Genomic DNA, 22,813 nt, shown 5'->3' on the forward strand with positions numbered 1-22,813 from the left:
AAAAAATCTGAAAAAGGAACTAATATCATGGGTCTTAACCTCAAAGGTCGCAGCTACCTCAAAATCGCAGACTTCTCTCAGCGTGAGCTGGTTTTCCTCTTGGATCTTGCACGCGACTTGAAGCGCGCAAAATATGCGCGTGCCGAGCAGCAAGCACTTGTCGGCAAAAACATCTGCCTGATTTTTGAAAAAACCTCGACACGTACACGGTGTGCATTCGAAGTAGCCGCCCACGACCAAGGTGCTCACGTAACATACCTTGATCCTGCCGGCAGCCAAATCGGTCACAAAGAGTCGATGAAAGACACTGCCCGCGTGTTGGGCCGGATGTTTGACGCCATCGAATACCGTGGATCTGCACAGGACTTGGTTCAGGAACTGTCCGATTACGCAGGCGTTCCGGTTTACAATGGTTTGACCGACGACTGGCACCCAACTCAGATGCTGGCCGACATGCAAACAATGCTTGAGCATGCTCAGAAACCACGTGGCCAGATTTCCTATGCTTATGTGGGCGACGCGCGCAACAACATGGGCAACTCGCTTCTGATGCTTGGTGCTATCATGGGCTGTGATGTTCGCATCATCGCGCCAAAAGAGCTGCAGAACGAAAGCCACATCGTTGAGATGGCCCAGGCACGCGCTGCGCAAACCGGTGCACGCATCACCATCACAGACGACATCAATGCCGTTGATGGCGTGGACTTCATCCACACCGACGTTTGGGTATCGATGGGCGAGCCTGCCGAAGTTTGGGAAAGCCGCATCAAGCAGCTGTCGCCTTATCAGGTGAACTCCGCTCTGATCGCAAAAGCAAACAACCCGAACGTCAAGTTCATGCACTGTCTGCCAGCCTTCCATAACACCGAAACCAAAGTCGGTGCTGACATTTTCGAAAAGTTCGGCGTGTCCGAGCTGGAAGTGACAGAGGAAGTGTTCGAAAGCGACTACAACATCGCATTTGAGCAAGCTGAAAACCGTATGCACACCATCAAAGCGATCCTCGTCGCTACTTTGGGAGCATAAGAACATGCGTGTTGTCGTCGCCCTTGGTGGCAACGCGCTTCTTCGCCGTGGGCAAGCCCTCACGGCGGAGAACCAGCGCGAAAATGTGCAGATTGCGGCAGAGAGCCTCGCCCCCCTCGCACAGGAACATGAACTGGTCATAACCCACGGCAATGGCCCGCAAGTTGGTCTGCTGGCCCTTCAGGAAGCTGCTTATACCGAAGTGGACGAATATCCACTGGACGTGTTGGTTGGCGAAACGATGGGCATGATCGGCTATATGATCGAACAGGAGATGGGCAACCTTCTGCCGTTCGAAAAGCCGCTCGCAACTGTTCTGACCATGGTCGAAGTTGATCCGGCAGATCCTGCATTTGAAGATCCAACCAAATTCATCGGACCGGTCTATTCGGAAGAAGAAGCCAAGAAGAACGCCGATGAAAAAGGCTGGGCGATCAAGCCAGATGGCGACAAATGGCGCCGTGTGGTTCCATCGCCAGCACCCAAGCGGATTTTCCAGGTGCGTCCTATCAAATGGATGCTGGATCAAGGCGCGGTTGTGATTGCGGCAGGCGGTGGTGGTATCCCCACCATGTATGACCGCGAAGGTCACCTGACTGGCGTGGAATGCGTGATCGACAAAGACAACTGCTCTGCGATGTTGTCGACCGAGATTGATGCCGACGTATTTGTGGTCGCCACCGATGTCGAAGCTGTGTTCCTCGATTGGGGTACGCCGGATCAGAAAGCGGTTCGCGAAGCGACGCCTGACATGATGGACGAGTTCGGGTTCCCCGGCGGCTCCATGGGTCCGAAAGTCAAAGCGGCTCAGGATTTTGCCCGGGCTTCCGGTAAGCGTGCGATTATTTGCGCATTGAAAGACGTACAGGCGGCTTTGCGCGGAGAAACAGGCACAACTGTGTCGGAATCCGTAACAGAGTTGAAACTTGTTGCTAGCTGATTACGTCAAAAACTGAACGGTTCCCCGGAGCGCCGGGGGACCGAACCAAACTCCCCAATGTCCGTCCTGGAGAATTTCGATGACCGATTCAGCCAAAATAGAAAAACAAGAGAACAGCGGCGCATTGGTGCCCTGGACAAAAGCTTCGCAGGAGGTGGCCGAAACACTCGCCAGTGATCCAAAGACCGGTCTGTCCACGCAGGCAGCCACTCAGAAGCTTGCGGAAGTCGGGCCAAACCGTCTGGCAGATACCAAAGGCGTTTCCCCAATTTTGCTGTTCATCGAACAGTTCAAAAGCCCGCTGCTGATCATTCTGATGATCGGTGCAGCGATTTCATTTTATACCCAGCATTATGTGGATGCGGTGGCCATTGCCGTTATCGTCTTCCTGAATGCTTTGATCAGCTTCATGCAGGAATTCCGCGCCGCACAATCGCTGGCCGCACTCAAGGAAATGTCCGCACCGTTGGCGTTTGTACGGCGGGACGGCAACTGGGTGGAAATCCCTGCTGCCGACATCGTGCCCGGCGATTTGCTGCGCTTTAAGGCAGGCGACATCATCGCCGCTGACGTGCGCTTTACCGAAGCGGCGCGACTGGCCGTTGATGAAGCCGCGCTGACCGGTGAGTCCGAGCCCGTCGACAAGCATACGCTGCCGATTGACGACGAAAAAATCGTACTGGCCGACCGGTTGAACATGGGCTTTATGAGCACCAAAATCACCAACGGCACCGGCGAAGGCATCGCGACGGGCACCGGCATGGCGACCGAAGTGGGCCATATCGCGCACCTGATGGCGACCGCTGAAGACCCCAAAACGCCGCTGCAAATCCGCATCGAGAAGCTCTCCAAAGTGCTGATCGCGGCTGCGCTGGGCGTTGTGGCGATTGTGATTGGTATCGGCATCTTCCAGGGCATGGATGTGACCGAAATGCTGAACACCGCGATTTCGCTTTCGGTGGCTGCCATTCCTGAAGGTCTGCCAACTGTTGTGACCATCGTTCTGACCCTCGGGTCGCAGCGGATGGTGGCCAACAATGCGCTGGCCCGCAAACTGTCTTCGGTTGAAACGCTGGGCACGACTTCGGTCATTTGCTCGGACAAAACCGGCACCCTGACGCAGAACCAGATGCAGGTGATGCGCACTTGGGCCGGTGGCAAGACCTGGGACGTGAGCGGCGAAGGCTTTGACCCCAATGGCGAATTTGTAGACGCAGACGGCAACGTGGCCGACATCCGCAAGGAATTCGACCTGCGCCAAATGCTCAACATCTCTGCCTATTGCAACGACGCCGAGTTGATCACCAAAGACGGTCGTCCAGCGGTGCAGGGCAACCCGACCGAAGGCGCGCTTGTCGTGGCTGCGGCCAAGGTTGGCCTGTCGCGTGCGCGTTTGCAGGAGCGCAAAGTGCAAACGATGGAAGCCTTCCCGTTTGACAGCACTCGCAAGATGATGAGCGTGCACACCAAACTGCCAAATGGTGAGAACTTCCTCATCGCTAAGGGTGCGCCTGATGTGATCCTGAAGCGCGCTAAAGGTGTTTGGTTGAACGGCGAGTTGCACGAGCTGACCGACGAGATCCGCGCTCAGGTAGAGGGCGTGATCGAGGACTTTGGCGGCCGCGCGCTGCGCACGTTGGCGATTGCCTTTCGTCAGACCGATGATGGGGCGTTTGATCCGGAAGATCCGGAGCAGAACATCATTCTGATCGGTATCCATGGCATCATGGATCCACCGCGCCCTGAAGTGCGAGGCGCCGTGGAAGATGCAACATCGGCTGGTATCCGTACGGTTATGATCACTGGCGACCACGCGGTCACCGCGCAGGCGATTGCCGAGCAGATCGGCATCAAAACCCGCGACGACCAGACCGTGCACACAGGCGTTGAACTCGACGCGATGAGCGACGAGGACCTCGAAGGCATCGTTCCAAATGCGGCTGTGTTTGCCCGTGTGACACCGGAACACAAGTTGCGGATCGTGAAGGCGATGCAAAACACCGGCGAAGTGGCCGCAATGACAGGTGACGGCGTGAACGACGCGCCTGCGCTACGGACGGCCGATATCGGCGTTGCCATGGGCATTGCCGGCACCTCGGTGGCGAAAGACAGTGCCGCGCTGGTGCTGTTGGACGACAACTTCTCGACCATCGTGAAAGCGGTGAAAGAGGGGCGTCGGATCTATGACAACCTGCTGAAGTTTGTGCGTCAGGCATTGACCGCAAACGTGGCCGAGGTGTCGACGATCCTGTTTGCCTTTATGCTGATGGGGGCTGATCCACTGATGCCGTTGACCCCGTTGATGATCCTTTGGGTTAACCTGATTTCGGATGGTATCCCGGCGCTGGCTCTTGGTTTTGAGAAAGCTGATGACGACATCATGGGGCGTAAGCCTCGGGCGAAAGATGAAGACATTTTTGCCGGTGGTTTGAAAGAACGCATCCTGGTGCGTGGTCTCGCGGTTGGCTTTGTCAGCTATCTCGCTTTCAAGGAAGGCCTGAGCCTTGGTCTCAGCCTTGAAACTGCGCAGACCATGGCGTTTGTGACCATCATGTTTGCCCAGCTGTGGCACGTGTTTGATGCCCGGACCAACACAACGCTGTTTCGCAAGTCGCCGTTTGGCAACCCGAAACTGCTGATGGCTGTGGCTCTGTCGCTGGCGCTGTCTGCAATTGCGGTCTTCACCCCGTTGGGTCACTTCGTTTTGGGCACCACAAGCCTGTCTGTGTATCTCCTGCTGGGCTGTGCCTTTGTGGCTGCGTTGCCGACGTTCCTTTTGTCGGGTGCCAAGGAAGTCTTTGGCTGGAAGTGGCTCTAAGTCCTTCTGGAGTAAACTTTGGGAAGGGCGGTCGTTCGTCGCGACTGCCCTTTTTTCGAAGTGTCGGTCTTCGCTTCAACAGAGTGGGTGCCGATGTCATTAAAGGTGGCGGAAAGTCGCCGGTCCTGGATTTGCGCCGAACCTTTGCGGGGCGTAAGGATGCGGTTGAGTCTGTCCTGAGGGCGGATCGTGTTAAAAGATCATTTAAATCAACCGGTTGATTTTTGGTTTGGCTGGTATGGGGGCGCAAGTACTTTGCTTTCCTTATGCAATCGATCGGCTTGAATGAATCCTCGATAGACGCTAGTTTGCAACCGAAATGCAACCGATGTGCAATCTACAGATTGATGCGCGGAGCGGCACTTGGGGGTGAGTAAGCCTGTCGATTGGCTCGCTTGAGTTTGGCAAAGATGTGACCGTCTAGGCGTTTCGGGCGAGCCGGTTCGCCTGCCGCCCGATAGATCGGAGACGATGATGAACGTGCAAAATGGTGGCGCACAGCGCTCTGAAGATCTGCTGTTGGCAGCTATGACACGGGCCGGTGCGAGCCCGCGTGAGATGGTGAATATCCGGAAGAGCTTTGAGGATCGGCTTGCGCGCACAAAGGGTGGCCAAGGCCTTGACTGGGAAGATCGGCGGGCGATGTGGGTTCGTGCGGCCTGTGTCGGAACCGACAACTCAACCTTTGCTGCGAGACTTGGTTTTGCGCTGCGCCATGAGGGAAATCTGATCGAGTACATTGCGCGCCACGCCCGGGACTTGAGATCTTTGATCCAAGACACTGGAGGATTGCACAAGGTGGACAGCCCCGCATTGGGCTGGACGCTTTTGGAGACAGAAAACGAAGCGCGCATGGTTTTTTCCTGGAGCGGCGTAAAACACTTTGCGGATCACCGGCTTGTCGAATTCGCGGTGTTCACAGCGCTCGCACGTATCAGGGCTGCGACGCGCTCGGTTGTGGCCCCGATTGAAATTCGGTTTACCCACCAAGTGCCAATCGACGCCGGCCGGTATCGTCAAGTGGCGGGCTGTCCGGTGATTTTCGGCAGCCACGAGATCGCGTTGGTGTTTTCGCCGTCAGCAATCGAGATGCCGATCCCCACACACGATCCCGATCTGCATGCCCATTTGACGGGCTATGGGCAGCGCTTGTTGGCGGAAGAGGGGCCAGCGCCCAATACGGTGCGCACACGTGTCGAAAGCGTGCTAACTGATGCGCTGCCCGATCATATGCCTGCTGTCGACGACGTCGCCGGGAAACTAGGTATGAGCACGCGCACTTTGCACCGCAAGCTGCTGCGGGAGGGTATCAGTTTTCGTGATATCGTTGGCGAGATGCGCAACGATCTGGCGCAAACCATGATCAAGGATGAGATGCGCATCAGCGAGATTGCTTATGCGCTCGGGTATTCTGACCAGTCGTCCTTTACAACGGCGTTCCGTCGCTGGAACGGGGTGTCTCCTCGCCAATTCCGCGCCAACCAAGAGGCGCCGCGCACGACCAAACAATGTGACGCGACATCTGGTCGGGTCGTGCCGCGCGACAGCACAGTCCTGCACTTGCCAGTGCAGCGGGTTGGCTGACGGCGATATTTAGGCAACCGAGGTGACACCAAGGGGGGGCGATTTGCAAATGGCCGCCCTTTTTGGTGTGAGGACCACGGTCGCTGCGGGGTCAGTGCAGCCTTGTGCTTGGGCCTGTTGGTGAAGGCCTCGGGTAGGCGCAGGGCCAGCTTCCTCAAAGGTTGAATTCTACAGAAAATTTTAATCAGGGGTTGATTTAGGGTGAAGGTTTGCCGCACCTTTGACGCAAAGATTTAGCGAGAATGTATTTTATGCGTGTCCACGGCCACGCAGAGGAGGCCCGCATGCGGCGCGCGTTTGAGCGGATACTCGTTGTTATGATGGAGAACCAATACCGCAATTATGTGTTGGCCGATCCGTTCATGGAAAAGCTCGCACGCGCGGGGATGACTCTGAGCAATTCGTTTGGGTGCTTTCACCCGTCGCAGACCAACTATGTGGCGGCGTTGGCCGGGCAGTTGTGTGATGTGACCAATGACGACGCACCAACCGCGCCGTTGCCGCAAGCGAACCTTGTCGACCTACTGGAAAACAAAGGTGTAAGTTGGAAAGCTTATATGGAGGCGCTGCCGCAGCAGGCGTGGAACCCAGTTTGGGCGGACCCGACCTATCCGGCGTCTGAGGCGCCGCTTGAGCAATTTCCCAACACGAATGACGCATTGGCGCGGTATTTTCGCAAGCACAATGCATTTGCGTCGTTTCAGTCGGTGCAGTCGCAACCAGACCGTTGGGCAAAGATCGTGGATGAGGCGGCCTTTTGGGACGATGTCGAAGGCGGGAATTTGCCGAATTATGCGTGGTTTACGCCGGACATCTGGAACGACGGTCATTACCTTTACAACACCCATTTTGACACCAATCCGCGCACGCGGCTTGTGCCGCAATTGTCGGCTTGGCTGGAGTTCGTGTTTTTCGGCAATCCTGGTGTCGAGAACGTTCAGGGGGCGGCGGCGTCAGGGCTGAGCAATATCGGGCTTGATCTGGACGTGGATCTGTTGCTGAGCGATCCGGCAGCGGCATGGAAGACATCACGGGTTCCGCCCGGCACGTTGATCATGGTGACCTTTGACGAAGCGGATTACGACGCGGTCGGTTATGACACCAATTACGACGGGCCCAACCAGATTTACTCGGTCCTGTTGGGGGACATGATCACACCGGGCAGCACATGGGATCGGCCGTTCAACCATTACAGCCTGTTGCGTACTGTCGAGCAAAACTTTGATCTTGGCACGCTGAAAACCAACGATCGCGGCGCAGGATGGCTGCGGTCGTTGTGGGGGCAGGCGTTTGACTGGTCGGCACCGCAAGATGCGGGGCTTGAGCTGGGCAATGTGGCCGAGGCGGCGCTGTGCCAAGGGGTGCCATGTTTGGTGACCGATACCAGTGATGACGGGCCTTTGATGCTGTCGCGGCTCGACGGCGGCGCTTGGAGCGCGGCAGAGCCGATTGACTTGCCCACGTTTGGGCGTGAGATCTGCCTTGGGTCAGACACCCACGGCTTGATGTTGGTCGCGCAAACAAAGGACGACAGATTTGTTTTTAGCCGGTCCAAAGACGGCTGTGATTGGCCCAACTGGCGCACGTTGCCCGACGAGATGCGGGGCAGCAATCCGGCGTTGGTTGGCTTTACGGATGTCGGAGACGGTGATCGGCGCAAGGTGATGCTGTGTTGGCAAGATGCCCATGGGTTCATTCAAAGCGCGGTGTTTGACGGTGAGAGTTGGGGCGCGGCGATTGGGGTTGGGCAATTGTCTGACGGGCCAATGGCGCTGGGCCAGCTGGGGGCGTCTTTGTTCCTTGTTTACAAGGAGCGCAACACGCAGGCGATGCGCGTGACGTCCTATAACCTTGCTGATTTCAACGTTTTGCAGGCGAAGGATTTCCAAGGAAATCCCGCACCTGACAACGACACCACGCAATACGCCTGGACGATTGCGGATTTTGCAGTTGGGAATTTTGCTAAGAAATTGGCGGCTGTTGCGCATGAATATCAGGCGGATGGCAAGCTGACGCTGGCTGCGATGGAAGGCGAACTGCATCTGGTGCATCGCGGCGCGTTTGCAGACACGCCGCAAGCCTATGATGCGGTGTTCGGGCTGACCGGCATTCTGTCCACAGCATCTGCAAAATCAAACGGATTTGGCACTTTGGATCAGGCCGGATGGACCCGCGAAGCCGAAGTTCCGGGCGTTATACTGCCAGAAGGCGGTCAGCACGCGCTGTGCGAAGATGGCGCGGGCGGGATGGTTATGGTCTGGCGCGATGCCAGCAGCAACGTCGTGAAGTGGAGCCGAGCCGGATATCAGGCGCGGCCCGAGGAAGATTGAAAGACATTTTTAAACAGAGAGTTAGAGGGCAAACCGATGGACAACCAAGTTTCGTTTTTTCTGAACGGTAAGAAGGTGACGTTGGACGAACCATCGCCCGACATGCTGTTGATCGATTATCTGAAATCGCCGGATGTGAATTTGACCGGCCCCAAGAAACCCTGTGGTCAGGGCGGCTGTGGCGGCTGCACTGTGATCCTGTCGGATTGGGACGAAAAAATCCAAAAGCCGCGGCATCGTGCGATCAATTCCTGCTTGCGGCCAGTTACAGCCTTGAACGGCTTGGTGGTGACGACGGTGGAGGGCACCGGTACGCCGAACAAGCCGCTGCCGGCACGGATCGAGCATAACCTTGTGATGGGTCGGGCGGGAGCGCCGAGAATGGGCAGTCAGGACCGCGTCGCGCCTGATCCGGTCACGTCCGTGACCGCGGCAAAAGCGCTGCATCAGGAGGTCGTTGCCAAAGCTGACACCGCCGCGCAAGTGGTGAAAGACGGGGCAAAGGCCGATCTGTCAAAGCTGCCGCCGCATGGCGGTATGAACCCTGTTGCGCATAGGTTGGCGGCCAACAATGGCACGCAATGCGGCTATTGCTCGGTCGGATTTGTGATGAACATGACCGAATTCCTGTTCAACAATTGCAAGGCAACCAAGCGCGAGATTGAACAGGCGTTGGATGGCAATTTGTGCCGCTGCACTGGCTATCGAGCGATCCTGACAGGGATGAAGACCTTTGCCGATGATTGGAGCGAGGAAGACGAGAAAGAGCGGATGAAATGCCGTCTGGATCACGAAGCGCGGACGCAAATTCCGGCCTCTGAGATCCTGATACCGTTTCCTGAAGCGGCGGAGGCGGCCCCGACGCCTGCGGAGCAAACAGATGGCGCGCGCAAATGGCTTGCGCCGACGTCGATGGCGGAGCTTGTGGATTTGATGAACGCGCTGCCGGAGGCGCGGTTGGTGCATGCCAACACCTCGTATGGCATCTATGCCGATGAATATCAGGCGGCAGAGGTGTTGATTGACGTGCGCGCAGTGCCAGAGTTGCAAGGCGAGTTGTGTCAGGAGTACGGATATTACAACATTCCGGCTGGCACCGATTACAGCACCCTGTTGGCGAAGCTGGAAAAAGAGATGCAAGCGGTGGGCCAGACCACCACCGATCCTGACGGGCGGATCATCTATCCCAGCACGACGCCATTGGGCGCGCTGCATCACATGGCAATGCGCACGGCGGGACGTTTGGTGCGCAACGTGGCGACAATTGGCGGCAACTTTATGTTGGTCGCGCATCATGTCGCCGAGGGCGAGCCGTTTCCGTCTGATGCAGCGACCGCACTTGCCGGGACAGAATCCTGGGTGGAATGGGTCGATGTCCGGAATGGGGCGGAGCCGAAGTGGACCAAGGTTGACGACCTTTTTGATGAGCTGAGCAGGGACGCGAGTTTTGCGAAGTATATGGTTCTGACCCGTTTTCAGGTGCCGGTGGCACCGGAGCAAAACGTGCTGACCCTGGCGCAAAAGGTGGCGTTGCGGGAGGTGAATTCGCATTCGTTGGTCAACACCACGTCACAGATCACGCTGGACGATGCAGGGCTGATCACACATGCCAATCTGACGTTTGGCGGCGTGGCGCCTTACCCATGGCGGGCGCGGCAGACCGAGCAGTTGATGCTTGGAAAACCATTTAGTCTTGATGCGATTGGTGAGATCGCCGAGAGCCTTTTGAAAGAGGTTCTGGCGGAATTTGACGCGCAGAAAGAGCGGATGGCGGGCTTGCCTAATGAGGGCGTGTCCAACGCGTATAAGGCGCAGTTGGCGACCAGTTTCCTTTACAAAGCCTACGTCAACGGCTTGGAGCAGACTGGCGGGCTTGTGCCAGAGCCGGATCAATCGGCCGGCGTGGAAAGCTGGGGCAACTGGGAAGTGAGCCACGGGCATCAGAGCTGGGAATCCGATGCGCCGATGGAACGCCAACCGGTGGGCGTGCCGTACATCAAATATCTGGGCATGGAGCAAACTGCGGGCAAGCTGCGCTATACCCATGAGTTGCCAAGCCCGCATGGCGCCCTGTTTGCCAGCCTTGTGCACAGCTCTGTGGCGCTGGGCGTGTTCCATTTTAAACATCCAGACAGCGGTGCCAAAATGACCGCTAAGGAGATGTCGGAGTTTCTGGCTGAGAGATTTGCGGCATTTGAAGAGCTGATCACCTGTAAAAACGTGCCGAAGACGGGCATCAACCCTCAAGGGATGGGCGCGGATCAACCGCTTTTGAGTGACGGAACGGTGGTTTATGTCGGCCAGTGTCTGGCACTTGTAGCGGCGACATCGCCAATGGCCTCCGAGAAGATCGCGCAATTTGTTCAGGCGAAGTGCGTTGGCTACACGGCCAAGGTCTATAAGGCGCCCGATGGCGGGGAAAAACCGGCGTGGTGGGACCAGCCGGTTCTGACACTGGAGGATGCGATCAGCGTTGGCTCGATCTATCCGGATTGGCCGTCACAGGCGAGTTTTGTCTCTCACATCTGGAAGATCACCCGGCCCGGCAGCGTCATGGGCTGGAGCGATTGGGACGCGGACCCGGTCACGCGCCCGACGCGGGATGACCAGATCAGCCTTGATGGCGTCAGCTGCACAGTGTCTGGCAGCACCCACAAAATAGGCGGGCAGGTGCATTTTTACATGGAGCCGCAAGCGGTTCTGGCCGAGCCCGGTGATGCGCATACAATGACCATCCGTCCATCGACGCAAAGCCCGCAGGAAATGCACCAGACCAGTGCAATGGCGATTGGCGCGCAATACAACCACCTGCAAGTCAGTGTGCCGCCAGTGGGCGGTGGCTTTGGCGGTAAGACCGAGCAGACCCGCTTTGTGGTTGGGCCTGCTGTTGTCGCGGCTAACGCGACTGATAAGCCCGTGCGCCTTGCGCTGAGCCGCGATGAAGATACGTCGATGATCGGCAAGCGGCACGGCTATTTCGGTAAAGTGCAGATTGCCTTGGACAATGGTGACATTGATCCGGCGGATCGGGGACGCATTCGCGGTCAGAACATTGAAATGTGGGGCGACGGCGGCGCGTTTTACGACTGCTCGTTCATTGTCTCAAACTGCATCATCACACGGGCGGACAATGCCTATTCTGTGCCGAATTATCAGGCGAAGATCGATGTGTGCCGCACCAACACCGCACCATCAACAGCGATGCGGTCTTTTGGCGACATTCAGTCCAAGGCCATCGTAGAGGCGGCGATTGATGACGCGGCTTACGCGTTGAGCCTGAAGGGCGATGTGATCACCGGCGAGGAGGTGCGCGAAAAGAGCCTTTATGTGCGCGGTGAGGCGACCCCGTTTGGGCAGGCGCTGACGTATTGTTACATGCAGGAAGTTTGGGACTGGCTGAAAGACAAGGCAGAATTGACGGCGCGGCAGCAAGAGGTCGCTGATTTCAACGCCAAGAACCGTTGGCGCAAGCGCGGGGTCGCGATGCTGCCGGTTAAATATGGCTCGGGTTACAATTTGCCGCTGCTGGAGCAGGCCACAGCCAGTTTGGCCATTTATCAGTCCGACGGCACGGTGGTGATCCATCAATCCGGTGTGGAAATGGGGCAGGGGTTGTTGACCGTGTCGCGGCAGGTGGCCGCGATGATCCTGAACATTCCGATGGACATGGTGCGGGTGGAAAACGCCCACACCTCGGTCACGCCGAACCCGACATCGACAGGCGGTTCAACTGGTACGTCTTACAACGCAGAGGCGGTCAAACAGCTGTGTCAGGAGATGCGCAAACGGTTGATGGCCTATGCCGATGATCTGCGCGATCAGAACGGCGAGCAGTGGTGTGTCAATCTCGGTGTGGACTACTGGAACTACAAACGTGAAGGCTGGCAGGCGACGAGCCCTGTTACCGGCAAACAGATCTGGCCGACCCTGATTACGCAGGCCTATGGCGACCGGGTGAACCTTACGGCGACGCACAATGCCCAGATCGAGGGTGGTTTGGATGACATGCCAAACATCACCTACAAGTCCTCCAACCCGGCAGATCAGCCGTCCATTCCGGGCTACAAAGTGAGTGATACGCCCATTCCGGGGGCATTCACGGAGTTCTGTGGGTGGACCTATTCGGCAGCCTGCGCGGTTGTCGAAGTGGATGTGTTGACCGGGGAGACCAAGGTCCTGTCGGCGGATCTGGCGTATGACATGGGCATGAGCCTCAATCCGGCGGTGGATATCGGGCAGGTCGAGGGTGCCTTTGTGCAAGGTGTCGGGTTGATGTTGACCGAGAAGTTGGCGTTCCAGCCCAAAGGGGCGGACGACGAGGGTCGCCTGAACACAGTCAACACGTGGCGCTACAAAATTCCGGCCACAACCACCATTCCGCTGCGACTGGACACGCATTTGTTCCCGCGCAGCAAGGTGCCGTTCGAATTGAGCCCGACCGAAGGTGTGTTGTCGTCCAAAGAGGTTGGCGAGCCGCCGTTGGTATTGGCCACCAGCGTTTTCCTCGCGGTGCGCAACGCCGTGCGGGCGAGCCGGGTGGAGCGCGGACTTGATCCATTCTTTGTGCTGGATGCGCCCGCCACAGTGGATGCGGTCAGCGACGCGCTTGAAGTTACACCAGAGCAATTTTCAATATCCTGAATTTTTCTAAAATGGGAGGACAGACCCTTGAGACATAGACATATTTTCCTAGCAGGCGTGGTTGCATTTGCGATACCGGCGGCGGCGTTGGCTGAGGCCAAGCCAAGCGACATCAATCCGCTGTGCCCAAACAATGCCAGTGCACCTTTGCCGCCCAATGCGGACAGGCCGGTTGATCCACAAACCGATCCGGCGGCGTTTGATTTCCACAACAGCCCCTATCCCGATTTTGGCTTTATGGTCAGCCAACAAGAGTATTTTTACTGCTGGTCCGATCAGCCGATTTTCCGCCTGAAGACTGATTTCCCCAACACGTTGCCCGACACGGTGCCGGATTTTGTGGGCACCGGTGAGTTTATGGATCCGAGCACGGCGGCAGAGTATCTGGAGAAGGTGAAACGCTATTCCCTGACGGGCAACACGCCGAACTGGAACCCGTTTGAGAACACCGAAGCCAATTGGTATCACATTCCCTGGCTGCACAGCTCTCCGACGGCCTATCCGCCCAATGGCGGCACCGAGGGGTTTCGCGGCCTGATCAAAGAAGCACCGATGAGCCCGCATCAGATTTCGGCGGGGCAGGACGGACAGGACGGGAACTATTCCGTCTATGCGATCACGTTGGTGAACGACATTGCCGCCTATACGCTGCATGAGATGTGGAAGAACCCCGAAGGACCAGATCCGCGTGTCACAGATGCGCGCTATGGTGGCGGGTTCAAGGACGGCGCGGTGTTTGCCAAGCTGTTGTTCACAGATGCGCCACGGGGCAGCGACAAGGGCAACATTCCGTTCCTTGAGAACCCCTATTCCTGGTTTGGCTATATCACACCGACCTTTGATCCGGTTGGCGACGGGCCAGTCACGCGTGAAGTGCATCAGGTCAATCTGTTGCAGATGGACATTATGGTGCGCGACAGCACGGCACCGGTGACCAATTGGGTGCTGGGAACGTTTGCCTATAACGGTCAAGCGGATGTCAAAGGCGCGCCTGCGCCAGCCGATCGCAGCGACGCCGAGAAGCTGCATCACAACCTGATCCCGGTCGGGTTGATGTGGGGCAACGATCCGCAAGACACCACCAATACGACCACACCATTCCCGCCCACCAAAACCATGATCAATCCTGATTTGAAGGAAACCATCATCACCGACAGCGCCAATCTTCCGGCGCAGCATTTGGGATGGAACGGGCGCTTGAACGGGCCGGCGGATTTGAACACAACGTCTTGTCTGGCCTGTCACATCATGGCGCAGTATCCGGCTCTGACGTCGTTGGTGCCTCCGGGATCGGTGCCGGATGGTGGCCCCAACCCGCCTGACATCAAAGATATGGACGAGTGGATGTTCTGGTTCCAGAACATTCCAGCGGCGACATCAAGCAACGCTTCGGCCTACTCGACCGATTTTAGCTTTCAGGTGGCGATTTCTTTGACGAATTTCTATGCGGCCAAAGATGCGGCGGAGTTCGGCCATCGCGCGGATGAATATCTGATTGCACCGGTTCCGATTGGACGTGGCGTGTCGGACTGACGGCGCATTCGCCAAGCTTGCTAGGAACGTTTGGCCGGCGGCTTTCCTTGGGGAGGCCGCCGGTTCTTTTGCGCGAGGACCGGTTCAGGCTGTGACGGGGCGGCACATGGATGCGTTTGCATTGTGTAAGGGCCGAATCCGCGGTTCCATCTGCAAGACCGGCGGAGGCCGGAAGCACAGCAGCAACAAAAAGGCGCGGACATGGAAGTTGATCAGGCAATACAGGAGCGCCGCTCCATTCGGGGGTTTACGGATGAGCCGGTGTCGCGGGAGCTGTTGGAGGAGGTGATTGCGTTGGCAAACCGGGCGCCGTCGTCAATGAACACCCAGCCCTGGCATTTGCATGTGCTGACCGGAGAACTGCTTGAGCGGGTGCGGCAGGGCAACACGGAACGCATGCTGGGTGGGGTCACGCCAACGCGGGATATCGAGGATTATGCTGCCTATGAAGGCGAGCATCGCGCGCGACAAATCGAAATCGCCGTGCAGCTTTTTGAGGCGATGGGCATTGAGCGCAACGACAAGGAGCGCCGTCAGGATTGGGTCATGCGTGGTTTTCGCCAGTTTGATGCGCCGGTGTCGATTGTGGTCTGTTTTGACCGCAGTCTTCTGAGCAACACGATTGCGCATTTTGACACCGGCGCCATGACCTATGGGTTGGTACTGGCCGCGTGGAATCGCGGACTTGGTGCGGTGATCAACGGGCAGGGCATTATGCAAAGCCCTGTTGTGCGAGACGTGGCACAAATTCCTGAGGATCAGGTCATCCTGACGTGCGTGGCGCTGGGTTGGCCGGACAAGGATTTTGTCGCCAACTCTGTGGTGTCCCGCCGCCGTCCGGTCGAGAACGCAGCGCGTTTTTTGGGGTTTGACGACTAAGGCCAAGTTGGCGCGCTTTGTCAGGTGGCCGATTGAGTGTGTCAAACTGCGCGCTCCTGTCTTGTCGACCTATCTGCCATTTATGGTAAAGGGGTAACCCCAACAGGAGTTTCAAATGACCCGGCAAAAAGTTCTTATCGCAGGCGGTGGTATCGGGGGGTTATCGCTCGCGTTGACCCTGCATCAGATTGGCGTTGAATGCGTTGTGTTTGAAGCGGTGCGCGATTTGAAACCACTTGGCGTCGGGATCAATTTGCAACCAAATGCGGTGCGCGAGCTTTATGATCTGGGCTTTGGCGCGGCGGATCTGGATCAAATTGGCGTGCCTGTGAAAGAATGGGCGTTGGTCGGTCAGAACGGTCAGGAGATCTATGCGGAACCTCGCGGCACGCAGGCGGGCTATCACTGGCCGCAATACGCCGTTCATCGCGGTGAATTCCACATGGCGCTTTATCGGCGGTTTGTAGAGCTTGCTGGCCCTGACGCGGTTCGGCTGGGCCACCGCGCAACGGGCTATGAGATCGAAGATGACGGGCGGGCAACGCTTGTTTTGCAAAAAGACGGACAGGAAGTGCGGGAAACCGGCACTGTGGTGATTGGCGCAGACGGCATCCATTCTGCCATTCGTGCGCATATGCATCCTGATCAGCCGGACATCCATTGGGGCGGCGCGGTGATGTGGCGGGGCACGTCTTTGGCAAAGCCGGTGAGGACCGGATCGTCGTTCGTCGGTCTTGGAACCCATGCACAACGCATGGTGATTTATCCGATTTCGCCCCCTGATCCAAACACCGGCCTGGCGTTGGTCAATTGGATTGCGGAAGTCGTTGAAGAAGATCCTGAGTCCCGAAGAACCAAAGGCTGGTTCAAGCAAGTCGACTTGCAGGATTTCATCCATCATTTTGAGAATTGGACGTTTGACTGGTTGGATGTTCCCGCGATGATACGGGGGGCAGATGTGGCGTATGAAAACCCCATGATCGACCGCGATCCGGTGTCCACGTGGATAGACGGACCAGTGGCTTTGATGGGGGATGGGGCGCACGCGATGTATCCGACGGGATCAAACGGGGCCAGTCAGGCGATTATTGACGCAAGAACCCTTGGCGCGATGTTTCTGGATCACGGTGTCGGGGTGCAGGCGCTCGCGGCCTATAACGATGCGCTGTGTGGGCCGGTTTCTGACCTGATTTTGCGCAACCGCGGGGCGGGTCCGTTTGGACTTCTGAATATGGTAAATGATCGCTGCGGCGGCGAGTTCGACGACATCGAAAATGTTATCTCCAAAGAAGAGCGCGACGACTTTATGGCAAAATACAAGGCCGCAGCGGGGTTTGCGCGCGACACTTTGAACGCCGCGGAGCCGATGATATCTTGGGAAACGGAGAGCTAGAGACGCTCTGTGAGCCACGCCGCCGCCAGTTCACAAACCTGTTCCAGCTGCGTCGCATGATCCACACCTGTCACGCGCTTGCGTGGTTTTAGGTCATGATCGCCATCTTCGACCCAAGACAGTTTGATCTGTTCAGATAGCGTGTAGCCGGCCACATCCTCACGTGTCCCAAATGGATCGCGGGTGCCCTGACATATCAATGTTGGCGTCTGTAACTGCGACAAGTGCGCGGTGCGTTGCTTTTCAGGCTTTCCCTGAGGGTGAAACGGGTAGCCAAGGCACAAAAGCCCGCTGACATGCCTATTTGCAAACAGGTCATCAGCCACGAGGCTTGCGATGCGTCCACCCATCGACTTGCCTCCGATCACCAGTGGGCCGTCACTGGCGAGCACTTTGATCACCTTGTGGAATTCCTCCTGCAATACTTCGACCTTCGGCGGAGGCCGCTTTGGGCCCCCAACACGTCGCGCGGCCATATAGGCGAAGTCAAACCGCGCCACACGTATGCCGCGGCGCGCAAGACCTTGGGCGATCGACGTCATAAAGGGCGCATCCATCGTGGCGCCAGCCCCATGTGAAAACAGAAAGGTCGGCGCCGTCGGCCCGCCGTCCTCAATCAGAAAATCAATCTCAGTCATACTGCTCCTGCCACAGAAAAGGCGCGCGAGGGCGCTTTGCAACCAATATCAGGATACGCGGCAAAAGCATCGATCAACCGGAACTCTTTGAAAGTCGGGAGACAGGTGTCTCTTAGGGTCTTGATAAAACCTTTGGATTCAAGGGGTTATTTGCTGTCCATTTCTGTCGATCAACGACCGGACATCCTTTGGGTTCGCCACCCCGCCAGTCAGGTTTTGATCGATCACGCGGCGTCGCGGCAATAGGTGGCACCGATTAATGAGAGCACGCCTAATCCTAATTCGCCATAGCGGAATTCAAAATGTGCCTCCATCTGGCGACCATCATCCCGAGCGTTTTGCGGTTTTGACGTTGGTGCCGAGCCACCGCTCTTCGGCGCCTCGCGCCGTCCAGTCAATCCGCAAGGATGTGGGGAACCAAGAAAGTCCTTCCTTAATCCGGCTGGGCAGGACTAAGCTCTAAAGGAAGCCTACTTGATATTCCGAATTGATTTAATGCGCCATGGGCGGCCACAATTGCCACGACGGTGCCACCAACACGAGTTCATAGAAGACCAGATTGTTCCTGGTCCGAGTCCGATTTGAAGAACTTGAGCTGGTGAATTGCTGTACGACCCCGGTGAGGCGGTCGGCGGAAAATTTTGAAAGGAGTGTATTTGTGTTGAAGATCCACCGAACGCTAAAGCGCGTATCTGTCCTTGTCATTCTGTCCTTCTTGGCGACGTCTATTGCAATCACAGTATCCTCTGTGCCTGTTATTGCGCAAAGTGAACAAGGGCCGGTTGTGCTGGTGCAAGATGTTGCAATGCAGGAAATCCGCCCTTCTTTTCAGCATCCCGCAAAACTTGAAGCTCTGCGAACGGCGTCTGTGCGGCCTATCATTGCGGCTCAGATATCTGATATTTTCATCAAGGCAGGCGATCTTGTTAAAGAGGGTGATCTTCTGATTACTCTGGACAAGAGTGACTATGAAATTGCGCTTGCCGAAGCGGAAGCCAATCTGCTTCAGGCCGAAGCAAATGCCGTAAAAGCCGACGCCGATTTTGAGCGCGCCAAACAACTGGTAGACCGCGGAACGATCTCGGAGCGCGATTTGGACATCGCTTTGGCCGATCAAAAAGTTGCGCATGCGCAAGTGAAGATTTCTGAGGCAAGGTTGGAAAAGGCTCGGAAAAACCTTAGTGACACCGAAGTGCGCGCGCCATTCGACGGGCGTATTAGCGCGGCGAACTATGCCAAGGGAGATCTGTTTTCACCGGGCGATCCAACGCAGCCGGGGTCGGTTGCCGATATCGTTGCGCTTGATCCAATCTATGCAACGGCTTTGGTAGATCAGGCAAATTACTTTCAGTTTCTCGCACGGCGGCTGGATCTTGAGGAGGCAGGTGTGAGCCTGCCACCGCTGGAGCTCGAACTGGTTTTACCCGGTGGTACGATCTATCCAATTCCTGGCACCTTTGAAAACTGGGACAACACGGCTGTTTCCAGCACTGGCACCATCGCGGGTCGGGTCATTTTCGACAATCCCAGAGGCACGCTTTTACCGGGTGAGAACGTCACAGTTGTCGGATCGCTAATTAAGCCAATCAACGCTGTACTGGTGCCGCAAAAAGCTGTGAGTTTCGATCAACAGGGGCACTACGTCTGGATCGTTGACGACGACGGTTTGGCGCGCCGACAGAACATCGAAATTGGCATTCGCAATGGCGCTGACTGGTCTGTTCCGGTTGGGCTGGAACCCGGGCAGACCGTGATTGTCGAAGGTCTGCAAAAAGCGCGCGAAGGCGCGCCCGTAACGGCAAAACCTGTGCAGGGATAATCGTCCGGAACGCAATTTTTCTGCGGAGGAAAAACCATGGGACCAAGCTTTTTCATACGAAAGCCAAAGTTTGCTTTTGTCATTTCCATTCTGATCACGCTTTTCGGCTTGTTGGCCATGGTGGTCATGCCGATCGATCAGTTTCCAAGAATTTCATCGCCCAAGGTCGTGGTAAGGGCACTTTATCCAGGCGCAAGTGCCGATACCGTACTTAAGGCCGTTGGTGCGCCCATCGAAGATGAGGTCAATGGCGCGGAAGGCATGGTTTACATGTCCTCCAAAGCGGCGAGTGACGGCAGCTATACGCTCACCATTACGTTCGAAATTGGCGTGGATCCGGATTTGGCGCAGGTGGATGTGCAAAATCGGGTTGCATTGGCAGAACCGGGGCTGCCGGCTGAGGTGCGGCAGCGCGGGGTAAAAGTCAAAAAACGTAATCCTGACATCCTGATGATGGTCAATGTCATCTCGCCGGACGACCGGTTTGATCGCGTGTTTCTTTCCAACTTCACCACGATCAACGTCGCCGGAGAATTGGCCCGAATACCGGGGGTCGGCGAGGCCAGTATTCTGGGGGCGTTGGATTATGGCCTGAGGGCGTGGCTGGATCCGATTGAGATGTCCAATCGCAACATCTCGGTGACGGATGTTATTGCGGCCCTTAAAGAGCAGAACATTCAAGCGGCCGTCGGCCAGCTTGGCGCGGCGCCGTCACCGGACGAAACACAATTTCAATATGTGCTGACCGCCAAAGGCCTTGTGGAGAGCGAGGAGGATTTTGGCAACGTGATCCTTCGGGCCGACGACGCAGGCTCTGTCGTGCATCTAAGAGATGTGGCGCGGATCGAACTCGGTGCCGAGGTCTACAAAGGCTATGGCGAGGTCGACAATGGGCCCGGGGTGCTTCTTGCCATCTACAAATTAGGCGAGGCCAACAGTCTGGAGGTGGCCGAGGCCGTCAAACACAAGATGGAAGAGCTTAGGGGGCTGTTCCCGGAAGGCGTGGATTTCACGATAGGCCACGACACAACGCTCTTTATCGAGGCGTCCCTGGAAGAGACTGTGCTTACCATGATATTCACCATCGTTCTGGTGGTTTTGGTGACGTATTTCTTCCTTGGAACAGTCCGTGCGACGCTGATCCCTACGATTGCTGTCCCGGTATCGATTATTGGCACACTGGCCGTGCTTTACGCGGCGGGAATGACGATCAACACAGTCACGCTTTTTGCACTTATTCTGGCGATCGCCATTGTGGTGGATGACGCCATCATCGTGGTCGAAAACGTTGAGCGCATTATGCACGAAAACCCCGAATTGAGTGCCCCCGTGGCCACGCGCATGGCAATGGAAGAGGTGACAGCCCCGATTGTGGCCACGTCTTTGGTGCTGGTGGCTGTCTTTGGGCCAACGTTGTTTTTGCCCGGCATCACGGGGCGCATGTTCAGTCAATTTGGCGCCACGTTGACGGTGTCGGTTTTGATTTCCATGATCAATGCGTTGACCCTTAGCCCTGCTTTGGCGAGTGTTCTTATGACTTCCCATCACAAGCCGAACGCCGTGATCCGCGTCTTTAACAAAGGGTTTGATTTTATCACCAAGGGCTACGTTTCCTTGGTCGACTTTCTATGCCGAAAAGTCTGGCTGACTGTAGGTCTTGTCGCAGTCTTCATGGCGTCGCTTTACACGCTTTACACCAGCATCCCGACGAGCTTCATCCCCAATGAGGATAAGGGGTTCTTTATTGTCGATGTGCAACTGCCTGGCGGTGCATCCCTAAACCGCACAGAGCTTGTGATGGACAAAGTCACGGAGATGCTTGGCGAAGACGAAAGTATCGAAAACGTGCTTTCTGTTAACGGCTACAGCTTGCTCAACACGGCCCTTCAATCAAACGCGGGCATGATCATCGCCAAGCTCAAGCCATGGCACGACCGAAAGACCGCGGAGTCTCATCAATTTGCACTTCAAAAGAAATATCAAGCAGCCTTCGCTCAGATACCGGAAGCCCAAATGATTGTATTTGGGGCGCCGGCCATACCAGGGCTCGGGGCGATTTCCGGCTTCAGTTTCGTTTTACAAGATACTCAGGGCAGATCGCCGCTTGAATTGAAAGAGGCTGTCGATGGCATTATTGCCGAAGCAAATGCGACGCCGCCTATTGCGCGCGCGTTCAGCACGTACAAGACAGATTCTCCCCAGTTGCGATTGGATTTTGACCGGCTGCGCGCCAAAACGCTTGGCGTGAAAGTCAGCGATGTTTTCCTGACATTGCAAACCCAATTGGGTGGTCTTTATGTGAATGACTTCAGCCTTTTTGGGCAGACATACAAAGTGATGCTGCAGGCTGATGCTCCTTTCCGACAGAATGAATCGGCGTTGAACGACCTCTATGTACGAAACAACAAAGGCGAGCTTGTGCCAATGAGCACGGTTCTGACGGTCAAGCCGGACCTCGGTCCTGATGTTATGTATCGCTACAACGGCTTTAATTCCGCAACGATCAACGGGGTTCCGAACACGGCTGAGGGTTTCAGCTCCGGCAACGCTATGGACCAGATGGAGGAGGTTGCGGACAACACATTGCCGCCGGGTTACAAATACGAATGGACGGACTCCAGTTTTGAAGAGCGCGCCTCCGGCAACGCAGTGCCGATCGCATTGGCCTTGTCGCTGGTGTTCACCTTCCTGTTTCTGGCTGCACTTTATGAGTCTTTCCTGACGCCGATCTCGGTTTTGCTTGCGGTACCGTTTGCGATCCTTGGGGCGCTGGTGGCTTTGACGATCGCAGGCGAATCCTTAAGCCTTTATGGACAAATTGGATTGCTGATGCTCATGGCATTGGCCGCCAAGACCGCCATTCTGATTGTCGAGTTTGCCAAACAGCAACGAGAGGTCGCGAAATTGGAGCTGCATGAAGCGGCGATGATGGCTGCAAAGCTGCGTTTCCGCCCTGTTATGATGACAGTGCTGGCCTTCGCCGTTGGCGTCTATCCACTCGTGATTGCGTCTGGCGCAGGCTCTGCGGCGCGGTCTTCCTTGGGCATTGCCGTGTTCGGCGGAAGCATTGCGGCGGCTGTATTCGGGTCTATTTTTGGACCGGTTTTCTTCAAGATAATCCAGGACATTCGGGAGAAAATCCACAAAGGCCCGACCGGTGTGGAGATCGAAATCGACTGAGAGTGTCCGCATTTGCGGCACAGCTGCGCTTT

12 protein-coding genes are annotated in these 22,813 nt (G+C 56.5%); 11 read left to right on the forward strand and 1 reads right to left on the reverse strand.

Annotated features, from left to right (window positions below):
* The first annotated feature begins 27 nt into the window (after positions 1-27).
* The 9 genes from argF (at position 28) to SHIM_RS10350 (ending at position 17,144) form a co-directional block, all read left to right on the forward strand.
* Positions 28-1,026 (forward strand): ornithine carbamoyltransferase, encoded by a 999-nt coding sequence (gene argF, locus SHIM_RS10310; protein ID WP_054002568.1) that lies wholly within the window; start codon positions 28-30, stop codon positions 1,024-1,026.
* A 4-nt stretch (positions 1,027-1,030) separates the two neighbouring features.
* Positions 1,031-1,966, forward strand: a complete 936-nt coding sequence (gene arcC / locus SHIM_RS10315; RefSeq protein ID WP_054002569.1) for a carbamate kinase — start codon at positions 1,031-1,033, stop codon at positions 1,964-1,966.
* 79 nt (positions 1,967-2,045) lie between these two features.
* The gene (locus tag SHIM_RS10320) at positions 2,046-4,784 is read left to right on the forward strand and encodes a cation-translocating P-type ATPase (RefSeq protein ID WP_054002570.1); all 2,739 of its coding nucleotides are present in this window, start codon (positions 2,046-2,048) and stop codon (positions 4,782-4,784) included.
* 474 nt (positions 4,785-5,258) lie between these two features.
* Positions 5,259-6,368 (forward strand): AraC family transcriptional regulator, encoded by a 1,110-nt coding sequence (locus tag SHIM_RS10325; RefSeq protein ID WP_193749903.1) that lies wholly within the window; start codon positions 5,259-5,261, stop codon positions 6,366-6,368.
* Between the two features lie 284 nt (positions 6,369-6,652).
* Complete coding sequence (locus tag SHIM_RS10330) at positions 6,653-8,698, forward strand: alkaline phosphatase family protein (RefSeq protein WP_193749904.1); 2,046 nt, start codon at positions 6,653-6,655, stop codon at positions 8,696-8,698.
* 36 nt (positions 8,699-8,734) lie between these two features.
* Positions 8,735-13,339, forward strand: coding sequence for a molybdopterin cofactor-binding domain-containing protein (locus SHIM_RS10335; RefSeq protein WP_054002573.1), 4,605 nt, complete (start codon positions 8,735-8,737; stop codon positions 13,337-13,339).
* Between the two features lie 27 nt (positions 13,340-13,366).
* A complete protein-coding gene (locus SHIM_RS10340; protein WP_152926517.1) occupies positions 13,367-14,872 on the forward strand; it encodes a hypothetical protein in 1,506 nt (501 codons plus the stop codon).
* A gap of 201 nt (positions 14,873-15,073) precedes the next feature.
* Positions 15,074-15,751 (forward strand): nitroreductase, encoded by a 678-nt coding sequence (locus SHIM_RS10345; RefSeq protein WP_054002575.1) that lies wholly within the window; start codon positions 15,074-15,076, stop codon positions 15,749-15,751.
* 115 nt (positions 15,752-15,866) lie between these two features.
* Complete coding sequence (locus SHIM_RS10350) at positions 15,867-17,144, forward strand: flavin-dependent oxidoreductase (RefSeq protein ID WP_054002576.1); 1,278 nt, start codon at positions 15,867-15,869, stop codon at positions 17,142-17,144.
* Here SHIM_RS10350 and SHIM_RS10355 read toward each other — a convergent pair.
* Positions 17,141-17,782, reverse strand: a complete 642-nt coding sequence (locus SHIM_RS10355; protein ID WP_054002577.1) for an alpha/beta family hydrolase — start codon at positions 17,780-17,782, stop codon at positions 17,141-17,143. The two genes, SHIM_RS10350 and SHIM_RS10355, sit on opposite strands and share 4 nt — an antisense overlap.
* Positions 17,783-18,440: 658 nt before the next feature.
* On the opposite strand from SHIM_RS10355, the gene SHIM_RS10360 reads away from it, so the two are divergent.
* Positions 18,441-19,601, forward strand: a complete 1,161-nt coding sequence (locus tag SHIM_RS10360; protein ID WP_054002578.1) for an efflux RND transporter periplasmic adaptor subunit — start codon at positions 18,441-18,443, stop codon at positions 19,599-19,601.
* A gap of 36 nt (positions 19,602-19,637) precedes the next feature.
* Positions 19,638-22,781, forward strand: coding sequence for an efflux RND transporter permease subunit (locus SHIM_RS10365; RefSeq protein ID WP_054002579.1), 3,144 nt, complete (start codon positions 19,638-19,640; stop codon positions 22,779-22,781).
* The last annotated feature ends 32 nt before the right edge of the window (positions 22,782-22,813 follow it).

This window comes from Shimia sp. SK013 (assembly GCF_001292625.1).
Lineage (GTDB): Bacteria > Pseudomonadota > Alphaproteobacteria > Rhodobacterales > Rhodobacteraceae > Shimia.